We start from the raw sequence: 15,188 nt of genomic DNA on the forward strand, positions 1-15,188 counted from the left end.
CCGTACGGGGCGTCTTCGGGGGAAGCGTGGGCGAGACGGGCACATCATCGTACGTGGACCGGGTGCGCCGGCTGGGCGGACCGGCCCGGGGGTGGCGCGGGCTGCTGGCGCGGGACCCGGGCGAGGCCGACCTGGCGCGGCGCAGGTTCCGCCTCGGGACCGGCCCGTCACAGGCGGCCATCGAGACCGCCGAACGCGCGTACGTGTCGGGTTTCAACGCCGCACTCACCGGCGAGCCCGGCACGATCGAGGAGATGCCGCCGGACCGCCGGCCGTTCGCCTACGAGGGCGCCGGAGCCGCGTGCACCGTGCTCGACCTGCTCACCCTGGCCCGCGGCCGTCGCCTGCGCGACCTGCTCGGCGGCCCCGCCGGCCGCCACGCGCACGCCGTCCACCTCGGCGCGGGACGCGGGTACGCGCTGCTGCGGCTGCGCCCGCTGCGCGGCGCCGGCCGGGCCCATCCGCTGCTGCGGTGGCTGGCCGTCGACGGGTACGGGTTCCAGCGCGGCCTCGACGGGGCCGACCGGATGGTGGGCGAGCGGACCATGCCCGACCTGCTGACCCGGGCCCACTGCGCGACCTTCGACCAGGGCCTGGGCCGGCTGCTGTGGTACCACGACGGCGCCTGCCCCGACGGCGTGGCCGCCGCGATCGCCGGTTACCCGGCGGGCAGGCGGGCCGACCTGTGGAGCGGGGTCGGCTTCGCCGCCACGCACACCGGCGGGGCCGAGCCGGAGGAGCTGTCCGTGCTGGCCGAGCGCGCGGGCGCCGACGGGTTCCGTGCCCACCTGGCGCAGGGGTGCGCGTTCGCCGCCGCCGCCCGCGTCCAGGCCGGGCCGCTGGACGGGCCGCACGACGGGCCGCTGGACGGGCACGTGGCGCGGGCCGCGCCGGTGCTGGCCGGGGTGGCGGCGGACGAGGCGGCCGCCTGGGCGGACCGGGCGTTGCTGGCGCTCGGGCACGACCCGCGCACCCACGACGACTTCCTCACCTGGCAGGCCGACATCCGGCGGTTCTGGTCCCGCCGCCGCCGCCGCTGACCCCCGGCGGGCCGTCCTTCAGATGCCGGGCGCCACCCGTTCGAGCACGCGCAGCGAGCCTTCGGCCGCCACCTCGGCGAACGCCCCGGAGGCGAGTGCCCGCAGGTAGACCCGGTAGGGCGCCTGGCCGCCGTCGGCCGGGTCGGGGTAGATGTCGTGGAACACCAGCGCCCCGCCCGCCATCACGTGCGGCGCCCAGCCCTCGTAGTCGCGCGTCACCGGCTCCTCCGAGTGGCCGCCGTCGATGAACAGCATGGCCAGCGGCGTGTTCCACAGGCGGGCCACCCGGTCGGAGGCGCCCACGACGGCGACAACCTCGTCCTCCAGCCCGGCGGCGGCGATCGTGGCGCGGAACACCGGCAGCGAGTCCATCCTGCCGGTCGCCGGGTCCACCAGCGACGGGTCGTGGTGCGGCCAGCCGGGCTGGATCTCCTCCGAGCCGCGGTGGTGGTCCACGGTGACGACCACGGAGCCCGCCTGCCGGGCGGCCGCGCCCAGGTAGACGGCCGACTTGCCGCAGTAGGTGCCGATCTCGCAGATGGGGCCCCGCCCGCCGTACCGGAGGGCCGTCTCGAACAGGGCGAGCCCTTCCTTCGGCGGCATGAAGCCCTTGGCGTCCTCGGCGGCGGCCAGCAGGTCGGGCGGCATCGTCATAGGGCCGACCCTAACCGAACCGAACGACATTCCGGCGACCCCTTGCCCGGCATTCTGGAACCTGTTCTACTTGGCAGCGTGAATCAGCGCGCTCGCATCGCGATGTCCGACGACGACGTGACCGCCCTCCTCCAGGAGGCACGCAAGCTGCAGCTGGCCACCATCAACCCCGACGGCACGCCGCACCTGGTCACCATGTTCTACGGGCTCGACGAGGGCCGCATCACGTTCTGGACGTACGCCAAGGCGCAGAAGACGCGCAACCTGGAGCGGGACCCGCGCGTGACCTGCCTCGTCGAGGCCGGCTACGACTACGCCGAGCTGCGCGGCATCATGGTGTACGGCACCGCCGAGCGGGTGGACGCGCCCGAGCACGTCATGGCCGTCGGCATGCAGGTGGCCCGCCGGATGAACCCCGGCGCGCCCGACGACCTCCTGCTGCCCTACGTGGAACAGACCGGGCGAAAACGCGTCGCATTCATCGTCGAGCCCGCCAAAGTGGTGTCATGGGACCACAGGAGGCTCACATGAAGATCAAAGTCGACTATCTGGTGTGCGAGGCCAACGCCGTGTGCATGGGACTCGCGCCCGAGGTGTTCGACGTGGACGACGACGACCAGCTCCACGTCCTGCTGCCCGAACCACCGCCCGAGATGTACGACCGCGTCCGACACGCGGTCCGATCGTGCCCCAAAGCCGCACTCTCCCTAGAGGAATAGCCGGAGGAGGTCCCCCCTATGCGCGCCGCGCTCCTGCACGCAGTAGGCGACGACAAGCTCGACATCCGTGACGACGTCACCCTGGCGCCCGTCGGTCCCACCGACGTACGGGTGCGCATCAGGGCGACCGGCGTCTGCCACTCGGACCTGTCGGCCATGTCCGGCGTGCTGCCGCAGCCCGTGCCGCTCGTCCCGGGACACGAGGGCGCCGGGGAGGTCGTGGAGGTCGGCGAGCACGTCTCCTCCCTCCGGCCCGGCGACCACGTCGTCATCAACTGGCGGCCCGCGTGCCAGGAGTGCGACCTGTGCCTGGGCGGCCAGCCGTACCTGTGCATGAAGTTCATGATCGAGTCCTTCAGCAAGGGCAACTTCCGCTACGGCGGCGACAACACGGCCTTCGGCATGGCCGGCTGCGGCACCTGGGCCGAGGAGATCGTCATCCCGTGGCAGGGCGCGATCAGGATCGACGCGGACGTGCCGTGGGAGGCGGCGGCGCTCATCGGCTGCGGCATCACCACCGGTGTGGGCGCCGCCGTCAACACCGCCCGCGTCCGGCCCGGCTCGACCGTCGCGGTCGTCGGCTGCGGCGGCGTCGGCCTGTCGGTCATCCAGGGCGCCCGCCTGTCCGGCGCCCGGACGATCCTCGCCGTCGACCCGCTGGAGTCCAAGCACGAGCTGGCCAAGAAGGTCGGCGCCACCCACGCCGTCACCCCCGAGCAGGTTCCCGACGCGCTGAACGAGCTGACCGGCGGGGCCGGGTTCGACTACGGCTTCGAGGTGGTCGGCAAGTCCGCCACCATCCAGAGCGCCTGGCAGCTCACCCGCCAGGGCGGCGACGTCGTCGTGGTCGGCGCGGGCGCGATGGACGACATGGTGTCGATCTCGGCGTTCAGCCTGCTCTTCGAGGGCAAGAACCTGCTGTCCAGCCTGTACGGCGAAGCGGACGTCCGGCACGACTTCCCGTACTTCGCCACCCTCTACAAGGCGGGCAAGCTCGACCTCGACAGCATGATCAGCGCCCGGCTCAGGCTCTCGGACCTGAACGACGCGGTGGCCGCGCTCAAGGGCGGCGAGGTCCTCCGCCAGATCATCCTCATGGACTGACCACACCGCCGCCCGCAGGCACCGCTCCCGCTCCGACCGGCCGTCGGGGCGGAGGCCTTATCCTTTCACCGGCCGCCGCTCCGTGTAAGGATAACGCTTATCCTTACATCAAGGCGCTGGGTGTGAAAGGCTAGTCCCTGTGGGGACCTTCCTTGAGGCGTCGTGGCCCATGGCCTGGGACGGGCCGAGCAAGCGCGACCGGCGCGGTGGCCGCTACCACCCCTATCTGCCCGACCGGCTCACCACCAGCACCATCATCGTGGCGGACGACGTCTCGCACGAGGCCGCCAGAGCCGAGACGCTCGTGCGACGGCTGATCGCCCATCCGACCGGGCACGGAGTGGACGGCCTCGCGCGGTTCCTGCTGAGGTCCGAGGCCATCGCCTCCTCAAGAATCGAAGGGCTGCAGGCCTCACCCCAGCAGATTGCCCTTGCCGAGCTGGCCGGGCTGGACGCCGGCGTCTCCCGAGGGTTCACCGCCACTGCCGCGCTGGTCGCCAACAACGTCACAGCGCTTCGGCGGGCCGTCACCGACCTGGTCGCCGTCAGTTCCGTGTGCACCGCGGACATCGTCGCCCTGCACACGGCCCTCCTTCCCGACGAGCGGCACCACGGGCTGCGTGACGTGCAGAACTGGATCGGCGGAGGCGACTGGCATCCGCTCGACGCGGAGTTCGTGCCGCCGCCGCCCGAGCACGTTCCCGCCCTGATGGACGACCTCCTCGCGTACATCAACAGCGCCGGACACTCGGCCGTCCTGCAGGCGGCCCTGGCACACGCCCAGTTCGAGACCATCCACCCCTTCACCGACGGCAACGGGCGGGTCGGCCGCGCCCTCATCCACACCGTCCTGACCCGACGGGGTCTCACGCCCAACGCCATCCTGCCGATCAGCCTGGTGCTGCTCACGCGCTCCGACGCCTACGTGGAGGGCTTGACGGCGTACCGGTACGCCGGCGAACCCGGATCGCCAGAGGCGCACACGGCGATCAACTCGTGGTTGCGTGTCTTCCTCGGGGCGACCGTCACGGCGGTCGAGCAGGCCGAGAAGTTCGCCGACGAGCTGGCCGAACTGCACGACGAGTGGGTCGAACGCCATCGGCGATTTCGCGAGTCCCACGGGCTGCGACCGGCGCCCAGAGCCGGCTCGGCGGTCGCGCGGCTGCTCGACCTGCTGCCCGCAGCCCCCCTGGTCACCGCTCGTACCGTGCAGGCCCTGCTCGGCATCACCCATCCGGCCGCCAGGCAGGCGTTGGAGGAGCTTGCCGGGGCCGGCATCCTGCACCCCAAGCAGGTGGAACGCAACACGACGGGATACCTCGCTCGCGAGATCTTCGACCTGCTCACGCTGACCGAACGCCGCCTGGCCAGCACCCGGTAGGACACCCGCGAGTCGGTTCCCCGGCGAGTCGTGCCGGCCAGGCCGCAACGGTGAACAGTCCGAGGAACCGGACCGTCACCGCGGAAGCGCTGTCCTAGCGAAGGCGGGCCAATGGCGCCGTGGGCGCCGGTCGCCGACGGGAGGACATGTCTTTCGTCAGGGTCCGTGCCTGCCGTTCCGCCGATGTGGCGGTGCCCGTGTGCTCCGTAGGTTCAGCGATGTCCCTCGAACACGGAGCACGCTGTGAAGACCGCACTCATCGGCCTGGCCCTCGCCACCGGCCTGTCCCCCACCACGCCGCCCGCCACGCCGCCCCCGACGCCGCCCGGCGCCGGCCTCACCCCCGCCGCCGTCGACGCCTACCTCACCCGCGCCCTCGACGAGACCGGCCTGCCCGGCCTGTCGGCCGTCGTGACGCGCGGCGACCGGGTCGTGCACGCCGCCGGCTACGGCCACGACTCCGACGGCGAGCCCGTCACCGCCGACACCCCCATGCGGGTCGCCTCGGTGAGCAAGTCGTTCACCGCCATGGCCGTGATGACCCTGGTGGACAAGGGCGCGGTCGCGCTGGACGACCCCGTCGCCGAGCACCTGCCCGAGCTGCGCCTGGCCGACCCGCGCGCAACGCGGATCACCGTACGGCACCTGCTGAACCAGACCTCCGGCCTGTCCGACACCACCACCGACGGCGACGCGCTGAAGGACGCCGCCTCGCTGCGGGAGTACGTCGGCCGGCTGGGCACCGCCACGCTCCGGGCCGACCCCGGAACCCGGTGGGAGTACTGCAACGCCAACTACAACCTCGCCGCGAGGCTGGTCGAGGTGGTCGGCGGCCGCAGCTTCGGCGACTACCTGCGCGAGCGGGTCTTCGGCCCGCTCGGCATGCGCTCCAGCGCGGTCAGCGACCGGGAGGTACGACCCGCCGACGGCTACAACTCGGTGTTCGGCCTCTGGCGGTCCCGCCCGGAGCTGCCCGCCTTCCTCAACGGCGGCGGCAGCGGCGGGGTGGTGACCACGGCCGCCGACATGGGCCGCTGGCTGATCACCCAGATGGGCAACGGCCGCCGGCTGGTGCGCCCGGAGAGCCTGGCCGCCATGCACGCCCCCTCCGAGGTGCACGAGTACGGCATGGGGTGGGGCGTCGACGACGAGACCGGGCGGCTCGCGCACTCGGGCAACCTGTTCACCTACACCGCCGTCCAGATCATCGTGCCGGCCACGGGGTACGGCTTCGCCGTCATGACCAACAGCGCCGCCCTGCACGACGACACCTTCGACATCGCCACCGGCCTGGCGGAGCTGAGCGAGGGCGGGACGCCGGAGCCGCCGGGCGGCGACAGGCAACTGTTCGAGCTGGTGCTGGGGGCCCTCACGGCGGCCGCGGCGGGGCTGGGCGTGCTCGGCGTGCTGCGGTCGCGCCGCTGGGCGTCCCGGCGCGCCGGCCGGCCGCGGTGGCGGGCGTGGGCGCGGCTCGTGCCGGTCCTGCTGCCCGTGGCGGTGCTGGCGGCGTACCCGGGCCTGATCTCGTTCCTGATGAACGGCCGGACGGTCACCTGGGAGCAGCTCACCTACTTCGCCGTGCCCCTGACGATCACCGTGACCGTCGCGGCGGCGGCGGGCGCGCTGACGGCCGGCTTCCGCCTGGCCCGGCTCCGGCGCGGCCGCGGGGCGCACCACGCCGGGGACCTCCGGTGACGGGCTCCGGCAGCGATGGCGGGTTTCCGGCATCGGTCGGCTCTTTATCGGAAGCGGTACGCCCCCCGCGCAGCCGACCATGGAACCACACCAGAACGGACCAGCCCCTCCAGGAGCCTCACCCATGCCCGCTCTCCCGATCCCGCCCCTCGCCGAGCTGCGCCTGCGCCGCAGCGCGAAATGGCGGACCTTCCCGGACGACGTCCTGCCCCTGCCGGTCGCCGAGATGGACTTCCCGCTGGCCGAGCCCGTGGCCCGGGCCCTGCGCGCGGCGATCGACCGGTCGGACACCGGCTACGCGGCGCCCACCCCCGACCTCGCGAACGCGGTCAGCGGCTATGCCCGGCGCGCCTGGGACTGGACGATCGACCCCGACCAGGTGCGCACCGTCGCCGACGTCGGGATCGGCATCGTCGAGATCCTGCGCCGCGTCGTCGCCCCCGGGGACGGCGTGGTGATCAGCCCGCCGGTGTACGAGCCGTTCGCCTGGTGGATCCGAGAGGTCGGGGCGCACGTCGTCGAAGCGCCGCTGGCCGGGCAGCCGGGGGCATGGCGGCTCGACCTGGACGCGCTGGAACGCGCCTTCGCCGGCCATGCGACGGCGTACGTCCTCTGCAATCCGCACAACCCCGTCGGGCTCGTCCACCCCCGCGAGGACCTGGTCGCCCTCGCCGAACTGGCCGACAGGCACGGCGTGCACGTGCTGTCCGACGAGATCCACGCACCGCTGGTCCTGCCGGGGGCGGAGTTCGTCCCGTTCCTGTCGGTGTCGGACGAGGCGCGGCGCTGGGGGTTCGCGTTCCTGTCGGCCAGCAAGGGCTGGAACCTGGCCGGGCTCAAGGCCGCCGCCGTCATCACCGCCGATCCCGCGCCGAAGCGTTACGTGGACCGGCTCTCCCCCCACTCCCTCTACCGCACCGGGCACCTGGGAGTGCTCGCCACGGTGGCGGCGTTCACCGAGGGCGACCCCTGGCTCGCCGACGTCGTGGACGTCCTCGACCACAACCGGAACCTGCTGGGCGAGTCGCTGGCCCGGTCGCTGCCCGAGGTCGGGTACGTACGGCCGGACGCCGGTTTCCTGGCCTGGCTCGACTTCCGCACGCTCGGCTGGGGCGACGACCCCGCCGCCCGCATCCTCGCCACCGCCAAGGTCGCCCTGAACTCCGGCCACCGCTACGGCTCCACCGGGGCCGGTTTCGCCCGGCTCAACTTCGGCTGCGCCCCCCAGACCCTCACCGAGGCGGTCGCCCGCATCGCCGCGATCCGCTGACCGGCCGGCATCGTTCGTCAACCGCGCCGAAGCGGCGCGTCACCGGCCGACGTCCGCTTCCCACAACGCCGCCAGCGGAAGAGCCCGCATGCGCTCACCGAAGGGGGAGTGTCCTGCCGCACAGGGCGGTCACCGACATCGCGCGTGGTGGATCTGCCGTACGGTCCGTGGTGGATCTGCCGCATGGTCCGTGGCGAGGACCATGCCGTTCGGGGCCCGGAACTCCCCAGGTCCCAGGCCCCTCTGGCTGCGGCGCTTCGCCTTACGTCGTGGAGAAGGCGGCGTCGAAGGCGGTGGCCGGCGGGGTGATGGAGTTGAGCTTGCGGATGTAGCCCAGCGCCTCCCGCGCCCCGTCCAGCCGGTCCATGCCGGCGTCCTCCCACTCGATCGAGATGGGCCCGGTGTAGCCGATGGAGTTGAGCGCCCGGAAGCAGTCCTCCCACGGCACGTCTCCCCGGCCGGTGGAGACGAAGTCCCAGCCGCGCCGCAGGTCGGCCCACGGCAGGTGGGAGGACAGGCGTCCGCGCCGGCCGTCGCCGACACGGACGCGGGTGTCCTTGCAGTCCACGTGGTAGATCCGGTCGGCGAAGTCGAGGATGAACGCGACCGGGTCGAGGTCCTGCCACACCATGTGCGACGGGTCCCAGTTGATGCCGAACGCCGGCCGGCGTCCGATGGCCTCCAGGGTGCGGACCGTGGTGTGGTAGTCGTAGGCGATCTCGCTCGGGTGGATCTCCAGCGCGAACCGTACGCCAACCTCGTCGAAGACGTCGAGGATGGGGTTCCAGCGGTCGGCGAAGTCCTGGTAGCCGGCGTCGACCATGGAGGCCGGCACCGGCGGGAACATGGCGACGGTGTGCCAGATGGACGAGCCGGTGAACCCGACGACCGTGTCGACGCCGAGCGCGGCGGCGGCGCGGGCGGTGTTCTTCATGTCCTCGGCCGCCGCCTGCCGCACCGACTCCGGGTCGCCGGAGCCCCAGACGCGGGCCGGCAGGATGGCCTTGTGCCGCTCGTCGATGGGGTGGTCGCAGACGGCCTGGCCGACGAGGTGGTTGGAGATCGTCCACACCTTGAGGCCGTGCTTGTCGAGCTGGGCGCGCTTCTGCTCGACGTACGACGGGTCGGCGACGGCCTGCGCCACGTCGAAGTGGTCGCCGGAGCAGGCGATCTCCAGCCCGTCGTAGCCCCATTCGGCGGCGAGCCGGCACACCTCCTCGAACGGCAGGTCGGCCCACTGGCCGGTGAACAGCGTGACCGGTCTCATCAGTCCTCCACGACGGTGTAGCGGCTGGCGTCAGCCGCGCTCTGCTCGACGGCCGCCAGCACGCGCTGCACCCGCAGCCCGTCGGCGAACGACGGCTCGGGGTCGCCGCCCCGGGCGACGGCTTCCAGGAAGTCCTTGATCTCGTGGGTGAAGGTGTGCTCGTAGCCGAGGCCGTGCCCCGGCGGCCACCAGGCGCCCACGTAGGGGTGGTCGGGTTCGGTGACGAGGACGCGGGTGAAGCCGCCGTCGCCCTCGCTCACCCACAGCTCGTTCATCGCCTCGAAGTCGAACGCGAGGCTGCCGCGCGAGCCGTTGATCTCGATGCGCAGCGCGTTCTTGCGGCCGGTGGCGAACCGGGTCGCCTCGAAGGAGGCGAGCGCCCCGCCGGACATCCGGCCGATGAACAGGGCGGCGTCGTCCACGGTGACCGGGCCGGTGGCCGCCCCGCCGGTGGCGGCGAGCCCGGCCGAGTCGGCGGCCAGCGGACGTTCCTTGACGAACGTCTCGGTGAGCGCGGAGACGCCCACGACGTGCTGGCCGGTGACGAACTGGGCGGTGTCGATGATGTGCGCCCCGATGTCGCCGAGCGCGCCGGACCCGGCCTTGTCCTTCTGCAGCCGCCACACCAGCGGGAAGTCCGGGTCGACGATCCAGTCCTGCAGGTACTGGGCGCGGACGTGGCGGATCTCGCCGAGCCGGCCCTCCTCGACGTAGCGGCGGGCCAGCGCGACGGCGGGCACCCGGCGGTAGTTGAACGCCACCATGCTCCTGCCCGGCGCGGACGCCGCGGCACGGACCATCGCTTCGGCCTCGGCGACGGTGTTGGCCAGCGGTTTCTCGCAGATGACGTGCTTGCCGGCGGCGAGCGCGGCGATGGCGATGTCGGCGTGGCTGTCGCCGGGCGTGCAGATGTCGACGATCTGCACGTCGTCGCGCCGGATCAGCTCCCTCCAGTCCGTCTCGACGTCGGCCCAGCCGAGCTGGGCGGCGGCGGCGGACGTGCGTTCCTTGGACCGGCCCGCCAGCACCGCCATGCGCGGTGCCAGCGGCAGGTCGAAGAACGCTCCCACGTTCCGCCAGGCCTGGGAGTGGACGCGGCCCATGAACGCGTAACCGACCATGCCCACGCCGATGGTGGTCTTGTCTGACATGCAGCCCCCGATCAGGACTCGAACCCGAGTGGCAGGTACTTCTCGACGTTCTCCTTGGTAATGGTCTCCGAAGCGAGCGTGATGGACTGCGGAACTTGGTTCTCCACGAGGTCACTCATGCCCTTCCCCTGGGCGATCAGCCGGGCGAGTTTGATCGCGGAAGAGGCCATCGTGGGACTGTAGGTGACCGTGGCCTGCAGCACGGAGGAGCCCGACTGGATCTCCTTCATGGCGTTCAGCGAGCCGGCCCCGCCGACCATGACGAACTCGTCGCGCCCGGCCTCCTTGATGGCGGCGAGCACGCCGACGCCCTGGTCGTCGTCGTGGTTCCACAGCGCGTCGATCTTCTTGTGCGCCTGCAGGAGGCTGGCCGCCACCTGGTTGCCGGTCTCGACGGTGAACTTGGCGTCCTGCTTGGCGGTGACGCTGAAGCCGTACGTCTTGAGCGCGTCGGCGAAGCCCTTGCTGCGGTCCTGGGTGAGCGGCAGGGTGGCGATGCCCTGGATCTCGACGATGACGGGGTTGGCCACGCCCTTGTCCTTGAGCTGCTTGCCGATGAAGTGCCCGGCCGCGACGCCCATGCCGTAGTTGTCGCCGCCGATCCACGTCCGGTAGGCCAGCTTGTCGGGGAAGACCCGGTCGAGGTTGATGACCGGGATGCCGGCGTCGGTGGCCTGCCGGGCGACCTGGTTGAGCTGCTGGCCGTCGTTGGGCAGGATCACCAGCGCGCCCACCTTGGCCGCGATCAGCGACTCGACGGCGGAGATCTGCTGGTTGATGTCGTTGGTCGGCTCGACCGGCTTGAATTCGACGTCGGTGTACTGCTTGGCGGTGGCCTCGGCGTTCTTGGCGATGGCCGCGATCCAGCCGTGGTCGGCGGCGGGCGCGGAGAAGCCGATGACGACCTTGGTGCCGGGCTGGTCGTTGCCGCTGGCGGCGGGCGCCGGTGCGGGCGCGGCGCCGGTGGGCGCGGTGGACGGCTCGTTGCTGGTGCAGCCGGCCGCCAGCAGGGCGGCTCCGCCGACGAGGAATCCCCGGCGCGCCACCTTGTCGGGCAGCCTGTCGGTCGCCTGGACGCCGGTCGCCTTGTGGTCGGTCATGTTGCTCTCCCCTTCAGGTTCCGCCGCTGGAGAAGGACGGCGACGACGATGATCAGGCCCTTGGCGATGAGCTGGTCGCTCGTGTTGAGGCCGTTGAGGATGAACAGGTTGGTGATGAGGGTGAAGATCAGCAGGCCGAGGATGGAGCCGATGATCGTGCCGCGGCCGCCGGTGAGCAGGGTGCCGCCGATGATCACGGCGGCGATGGCGTCGAGTTCGTACAGGTCGCCGTGGGTCGAGGAGCCCGTCGTGGTGCGGGCCATGATGAGGATCGCCGCGATGCCGCAGCACAGCCCGGACAGGGCGTACAGGAGCATGGTGTGGCGGCGCACGTCGATGCCGGCCAGCCGGGCGGCTTCGGGGTTGCCGCCGACGGCGTAGGTGCGCCGGCCGAACGTGGTGCGGTTGAGCAGCACCCAGCCGAGCACGACGACCAGCGCGAAGATGTAGACGAGCAGCGGGATGCCGAGCACGCGGGTGGTGGACAGCTCCACGACGGCGGAGTTGCCGGTCTGGATGAGCTGCGTCTTGCGGTCGGACATGCGCTGCGCGAGGCCGCGTGCCGCGACCAGCATGGCGAGCGTGGCGATGAACGGCACCAGCCGCCCGTAGGCGATGAGCAGGCCGTTGACGAGCCCGGCGCCGGTGCCGACGAGGATGGCGCAGACCGCCATGACGAACGGCCCGAACTCCTGGGTGGCGACCGTCGTCGCCCAGACGGACGCCAGGGCCATGATGGCGCCGACGGACAGGTCGATGCCGCCGCCGATGATGACGAACGTGGCCCCGACGGTGATCACGCCGATGGTGGCGGCCAAGGACAGGACGCTGACGAGGTTGGAGGCGGTGGCGAAGTTGTCGGGTTTGGTGATGAGGCCGACCAGGACGAGGAGCGCGATCGCGACCAGCAGGCCGAGATGGCGCATCTCGCCGAAGCGGCGTAGCGCGCCGGGTCCCGCCACGACCGCGGAGGTGTTTCCCGTGTCTGCCATCAGGCGGCTCTCCCATCCATGATCATGTCGAGCACGCGGTGCTCGTCGAGGTCCTGCGCGTCGCCCTGGTGGATGACCGAGCCCTCGCGCAGCACCAGGACGCGGTCGGCCAGCCCGAGCACCTCGGGCACCTCGCTGGAGACGAGCAGCACGCCGATGCCCTGGTCGGCCAGGCCGCGGATCACCGCGTACAGTTCGGCCCGGGCGCCGACGTCCACGCCCCTGGTCGGCTCGTCGAGCAGGAGCAGCCGGCGCCCGCCGAGCAGCCAGCGGGCCAGCACGGCCTTCTGCTGGTTGCCGCCCGACAGGGTGTTGACCGGGCGTTCGGGGTCGCGGGGACGGATGTCGAGCGCCTCCACGAGCCGCCGCGCCTCCGCCTTCTCGCGGCCGCGGTCCAGCCAGCCGAGCCGGGCGAACTCCGGCAGGCTGCCCAGGGTGATGTTGGCGGTGACGCTCTGGTCGAGGAGCAGCGCCTGCGCCTTGCGCTCCTCGGGGGCGAGGCCCATGCCGCGCCGTACGGACCGGACCACGCCGCCGCGGCGTACCGCCCCCAGCAGGTCGCCCCGCCGCAGGGCCCGCAGCGCGCCGCCGGCGTGCAGCGGTTCGCCGCCGAGCACGACGCGGCCGGAGGCGTCCCTGGCCCCGTACACCGCTTCCAGGATCTCCGAGCGGCCGGAGCCGACGAGCCCGGCGAGGCCGACGATCTCGCCCGCCCGCACGGAGAACGACACGTCCGCGAACGCGTCCGGCGAGGTCAGGTCCTCGACCCGCAGCACCTCCTCGCCGGGTGCGCGGGCGGCGCGGGGCGGGAAGACGTACTCGACGTTGCGGCCGGTCATCAGGGAGACGATGTCGTTGGTCGGCGTGTCGCCGGCGGGCAGGCCGACCGCGACCGTCCGGCCGTCCTTGAGCACGGTGACGCGGTCGCCGATCTCGCGGATCTCCTCCAGCCGGTGGGAGATGTAGACGACGGCGACGCCCTGGGCGGTCAGCTCGCGGATGATGCGGAAGAGGTTGGCCACCTCGTCGTGGGCGAGGGCGGCCGACGGCTCGTCCATGACGATCAGGCGGGCGTCGTGGGACAGGGCGCGGGCCATCGAGACCACCTGCTTGGCCGCCGGGGAGAGCCTGCCGACCTCGGTGGCGGGGCGGATCTCGGGGTGGCCGAGGCGGGCCAGCACCTCGTGGGCGGCGCGGTGGCCGGCGGCGCGGTTGGTGAAGCCGAGGCGGGCGTGCTCGTGGCCGAGGAAGACGTTGTCGGCCACGCTCAGCCCGTCGACGAGGTCGAGCTCCTGGTAGATGGTGGCGATGCCGAGCCGGATGGCGTCGATCGGGCCGGCGGGGCTGACGTGGGCGCCGTTGAGCTCGATGGTGCCCTCGTCGGGGCGGTGCGCGCCGGCCAGCACCTTGATCAGGGTGGACTTGCCGGCGCCGTTCTGGCCGAGCAGGCAGTGCACCTCGCCGGCCTGGACGTCGAGGTCCACCCCGTCGAGCGCGCGCACGCCCGGGAACTGCTTGACGATTCCCCGCATGACCAGCATCGGGGCCTCCTTGTCAGGTGGTGACGAGGCGGTTGACGTTGTCGGGTGACAGGTAGTGCTCGATGGCGAGGATCCCGGCGCCCAGGGCGGCGGCGTTGATCCCGGTGCGGCTCGGCACGATCGACAGGTGGTGGGTGGCCAGCGGCAGCGACCTGCGGTAGACGGTCTCCTTGATGCCCGCGAGCAGGTGTTCGTGGACGCGGGACAGGGCGCCGCCGATGACGATGACCTCGGGGTTGAAGAAGTTGACCAGGCCGGCGAGGACCTCGCCGACGAGCCGGCCGGCCTCTCTGACCAGGCGGAGCGCCTGGGTGTCGCCGGCCTGCACCAGGGCGACCACGTCGGCGCCGGTCTCGGCGGGCGTGCCGAGCTCGGTGAGCCTGCGGGCGACGGCCGCCCCGCCGGCGACGGCCTCCAGGCAGGCGCTGTTGCCGCAGCGGCAGCCGGCGTCCTCGTGGCCGGACACCCGGATGTGGCCGATGTCGCCGGCCGAGCCCTGCGCGCCGCGGTGGAGCCTGCCCTCGGCGACGATGCCGCAGCCGATGCCGGTGCCGATCTTGACGAACAGCAGGTGCCGGACGCCGGGGAAGGAGTTGCGCTGCTCGCCGAGGGCCATGACGTTGACGTCGTTGTCGACCAGGACGGTGCAGCCGGCGAAGTGCTCGGGGATCGGGTAGTCGTTCCAGCCGGGCATGATCGGCGGGTTGTTGGGCCGGCCCGTCGCGAACTCCACCGGTCCGGGCACCCCCATGCCGATCGCGCGCAGCGCCGTGCGGGGGCGGCCGGCCTCGGCGAGCAGCCGGTCGAGCCGCCCGTCCACGTGGGCCAGGACCACTTCGGGTCCTTCGGCGACCAGCAGCGGGTCCTCGCACTCGGCCAGGACGCTGCCGGACATGTCCATCAGCGCGACCCGGCAGTGGGTCGCGCCGAGGTCGACGCCGGCGAACGCGTGGCCGTCGGTGTTCAGGCGAAGCTGGCGGGGCGGGCGGCCACCGGTGGACTCGCCGTTCTCGGTCTCCTCCACCAGGCCGTTCTCGATGAGCGCGTCGACGCGCTGGGAGATGGTGGACCTGGCCAGGCCGGTGAGCCGCGCCAGATCGGAGCGGGTCGTCGCCGATCCCGCGCCGATCAGGGTGAGGACGTCACCGGGCGAGCCCGGGGTGGGGGTCATGCCGCCGACAATAAGATCGCGGATACGCCAAATCAAGACCTTGAAACGTACGAACTCCGCCTAGTTTCGTCGATGCTCGAACAAAGGTCGCTTTTTGTCGACA

General features: G+C 72.2%; 14 protein-coding genes. 7 read left to right on the forward strand and 7 right to left on the reverse strand.

The genetic code is table 11. The features are described from left to right. The first annotated feature begins 26 nt into the window (after positions 1 to 26). A complete protein-coding gene (locus ACGF0J_RS23925; RefSeq protein ID WP_393149174.1) occupies positions 27 to 1,040 on the forward strand; it encodes a DUF1702 family protein in 1,014 nt (337 codons plus the stop codon). A gap of 18 nt (positions 1,041 to 1,058) precedes the next feature. Here the strand turns inward: ACGF0J_RS23925 and ACGF0J_RS23930 are convergent, their stop codons facing one another. Continuing rightward, positions 1,059 to 1,694 (reverse strand): class I SAM-dependent methyltransferase, encoded by a 636-nt coding sequence (locus tag ACGF0J_RS23930; protein WP_393149175.1) that lies wholly within the window; start codon positions 1,692 to 1,694, stop codon positions 1,059 to 1,061. 78 nt (positions 1,695 to 1,772) lie between these two features. On the opposite strand from ACGF0J_RS23930, the gene ACGF0J_RS23935 reads away from it, so the two are divergent. From ACGF0J_RS23935 to ACGF0J_RS23960, 6 genes are all read left to right on the forward strand, one after another. Next, positions 1,773 to 2,225 carry a pyridoxamine 5'-phosphate oxidase family protein gene (locus ACGF0J_RS23935; RefSeq protein WP_393149176.1) on the forward strand — a complete coding sequence of 151 codons (453 nt, stop codon included), beginning with the start codon at positions 1,773 to 1,775 and terminating at the stop codon, positions 2,223 to 2,225. Continuing rightward, positions 2,222 to 2,413 (forward strand): ferredoxin, encoded by a 192-nt coding sequence (locus tag ACGF0J_RS23940; protein WP_393149177.1) that lies wholly within the window; start codon positions 2,222 to 2,224, stop codon positions 2,411 to 2,413. Before ACGF0J_RS23935 ends, ACGF0J_RS23940 begins: the two co-directional genes overlap by 4 nt. A gap of 18 nt (positions 2,414 to 2,431) precedes the next feature. After that, entirely contained in the window at positions 2,432 to 3,517 is a 1,086-nt protein-coding gene (locus ACGF0J_RS23945) for a zinc-binding dehydrogenase (RefSeq protein ID WP_393149178.1), read from the forward strand. Between the two features lie 139 nt (positions 3,518 to 3,656). Further along, entirely contained in the window at positions 3,657 to 4,898 is a 1,242-nt protein-coding gene (locus ACGF0J_RS23950) for a Fic family protein (protein WP_393149179.1), read from the forward strand. A 243-nt stretch (positions 4,899 to 5,141) separates the two neighbouring features. After that, a complete protein-coding gene (locus tag ACGF0J_RS23955; protein WP_393149180.1) occupies positions 5,142 to 6,593 on the forward strand; it encodes a serine hydrolase domain-containing protein in 1,452 nt (483 codons plus the stop codon). A 124-nt stretch (positions 6,594 to 6,717) separates the two neighbouring features. Further along, complete coding sequence (locus tag ACGF0J_RS23960) at positions 6,718 to 7,863, forward strand: MalY/PatB family protein (protein ID WP_393149181.1); 1,146 nt, start codon at positions 6,718 to 6,720, stop codon at positions 7,861 to 7,863. Positions 7,864 to 8,125: 262 nt separating this feature from the next. Here ACGF0J_RS23960 and ACGF0J_RS23965 read toward each other — a convergent pair whose 3' ends face one another. From ACGF0J_RS23965 to ACGF0J_RS23990, 6 genes are read right to left on the reverse strand one after another with little or no spacing between them, the layout of a single operon-like run. Beyond that, on the reverse strand, positions 8,126 to 9,133 hold the full coding sequence (locus ACGF0J_RS23965) for a sugar phosphate isomerase/epimerase family protein (RefSeq protein WP_393149229.1): 1,008 nt from the start codon (positions 9,131 to 9,133) through the stop codon (positions 8,126 to 8,128). Next, a complete protein-coding gene (locus tag ACGF0J_RS23970) occupies positions 9,130 to 10,281 on the reverse strand; it encodes a Gfo/Idh/MocA family protein (protein WP_393149182.1) in 1,152 nt (383 codons plus the stop codon). The genes ACGF0J_RS23965 and ACGF0J_RS23970 overlap by 4 nt, the downstream gene beginning before the upstream one ends. A gap of 11 nt (positions 10,282 to 10,292) precedes the next feature. Then, the gene (locus ACGF0J_RS23975; protein WP_393149183.1) at positions 10,293 to 11,381 is read right to left on the reverse strand and encodes an ABC transporter substrate-binding protein; all 1,089 of its coding nucleotides are present in this window, start codon (positions 11,379 to 11,381) and stop codon (positions 10,293 to 10,295) included. Next, positions 11,378 to 12,373 carry an ABC transporter permease gene (locus ACGF0J_RS23980; RefSeq protein WP_393149184.1) on the reverse strand — a complete coding sequence of 332 codons (996 nt, stop codon included), beginning with the start codon at positions 12,371 to 12,373 and terminating at the stop codon, positions 11,378 to 11,380. The genes ACGF0J_RS23975 and ACGF0J_RS23980 overlap by 4 nt, the downstream gene beginning before the upstream one ends. Further along, positions 12,373 to 13,914 carry a sugar ABC transporter ATP-binding protein gene (locus ACGF0J_RS23985; RefSeq protein ID WP_393149185.1) on the reverse strand — a complete coding sequence of 514 codons (1,542 nt, stop codon included), beginning with the start codon at positions 13,912 to 13,914 and terminating at the stop codon, positions 12,373 to 12,375. The genes ACGF0J_RS23980 and ACGF0J_RS23985 overlap by 1 nt, the downstream gene beginning before the upstream one ends. Before the next feature lie 13 nt (positions 13,915 to 13,927). Further along, positions 13,928 to 15,085 carry an ROK family transcriptional regulator gene (locus tag ACGF0J_RS23990; RefSeq protein WP_393149186.1) on the reverse strand — a complete coding sequence of 386 codons (1,158 nt, stop codon included), beginning with the start codon at positions 15,083 to 15,085 and terminating at the stop codon, positions 13,928 to 13,930. Between the last annotated feature and the right edge of the window lie 103 nt (positions 15,086 to 15,188).

The sequence above is a fragment of the Nonomuraea sp. NPDC047897 genome (assembly GCF_043204415.1).
Taxonomy (GTDB): domain Bacteria; phylum Actinomycetota; class Actinomycetes; order Streptosporangiales; family Streptosporangiaceae; genus Nonomuraea.